This is a genomic window from Thermolongibacillus altinsuensis, assembly GCF_004341205.1.
GTDB classification, from domain to species: domain Bacteria; phylum Bacillota; class Bacilli; order Bacillales; family Anoxybacillaceae; genus Thermolongibacillus; species Thermolongibacillus altinsuensis.
Genome location: NZ_SLUL01000036.1, coordinates 1 through 1719 on the forward strand (window position 1 = coordinate 1; position 1719 = coordinate 1719).

General features: G+C 36.2%; 1 protein-coding gene and 1 pseudogene. Both read left to right on the forward strand.

The annotated features are described in order from the left end of the window. Positions 1–89: 89 nt before the first annotated feature. Positions 90–1140, forward strand: a pseudogene (locus EDD69_RS15120) (tyrosine-type recombinase/integrase); the annotation flags it as partial. Position 1141: 1 nt separating this feature from the next. Further along, on the forward strand, positions 1142–1522 hold the full coding sequence (locus EDD69_RS15125; RefSeq protein WP_132949720.1) for a DUF6262 family protein: 381 nt from the start codon (positions 1142–1144) through the stop codon (positions 1520–1522). Positions 1523–1719 lie beyond the last annotated feature (197 nt).

Here is a 1719-nt window from a genome sequence, read left to right on the forward strand (position 1 = left end):
TTTCCTATTGCCTTTTTTTGGTCATTAATAGGGTATCCAATTTGATTGTGGGGTATACCGCTTCAGCCATGGTTAATTGATTTTCACAGAAAAAGAAATCTATTGACCAAATTGATTACATTCCAGATTATGTATTAGAGCAACTATTCACCCATATCAATGAACTCCATAAAGATGTTCAGCCTGTCATATGGATAGCCTTTAAAACAGGATTACGGATTTCCGATGTATTAGGTTTAAAGCAAGATTGCTTAGTCAAACTAAATGGAAGATATTATATTTGAGACCGATATTGAAAAAACGTATGTAAAAGGACACCGTATTCCGATTGATGATGAATTAGCCAGTATTCTTGCGGTATTAATTGATAAATCCATAAAAAATAGCAATGATGACAATAATCCTGAAAAATATATTTTTGTTCGTTATCATGGTTCCCGTAAAGGAAAACCATTTAGTCAGGCATGGGTACGAGAACAACTTAATACATTAGCAAGAACCAAGAATATTACAGACGAAAACGGTCATGTGTTTCATTTTAAAACACATCAATTTCGTCATACCTATGCGGTAAAAATGTTGAATAGTGGAGTCGATATTTTAACGATACAAGAATTATTAGCACATGCTTCCCCTAAAATGACCATGCGATACGCTAAGTTGTTAGACGATACCAAGCGTAAAGCCTTTGAAGAAGCGATAAAACAAGGTGTATTTAGTTTTGACCTAAATGGGAAGGTTCGAGAAGTAAAACCCGATGAAGATATTCCAGCCGACATTTTGGAAACGTTATGGCGTGACCATAGGTTGAATGCGATTGACAATCCATATGGAACTTGTCACGCAAGAATCAATGGAAATTGTCCTTATGCCGAAGAGCTGCCATGCTTAACATATAACGGTGGTAGCCCATGTAAGGACTTAGCCATCGGTTTTTCTGATTTGGATATACAGAAGTATGAACTATTAATCAAAACAACCGCAAAGACGATAGAAGCTCTGGAACAACGTGGCAGATATGACATTGCCGAAAAGAATAAAAAGAATTTAGAGCGTTACGAGAAAATCTTCAACACCATTAAAGAAGACAATATCATCTTTGGGCAATTAGAACGAATTAAACGAAAGAAAGGTGTTTAAAATGGCTAATTATGACCGTAGAGAGCATTTGAAAGCTATCCACGCCTCAAGGAAGGCTCTCACCTATCAAAAGGTCGATGAAGTCATTAAAAGGCTCATACGAGCCAATGGGAGCATTAATTTCAATAGTGTAGCAAACGAAGCAGGTGTAGCGAAAGCAATTCTGTACAACCATCCTGAACTGCGTGAGCGTATTGAAACGCTGCGTCAACAACAAGCACAAGCTCCTACTGCGAAACAAATAAAGCGAGAAATGAATGAGAGCAACAAAGACGCTCTTATTGAATCACTAAAAAGGAGAATCAAGAAGTTAGAAGAGGAAAACAAGCAACTACGGGAACAGTTGAAAGTGGCTTACGCAGAGGTTTATAAAAAATTATAAAATGTTAGGCATAGGAACAACGTTCCCCTCCTTGTTTAACTAAAGGGGCAGGTTAGTTGAAGAAGTAATTGGAAAATAAATCCTTAACAAAGGATTTTTATGATAGGCTCTGTTAAAGATAAATGTTGATTTTTTGAATTTTTTACAAAATATTGTTATAATAAAAGGAAAATAACGCTTTGACAGAGGTGGTAAGG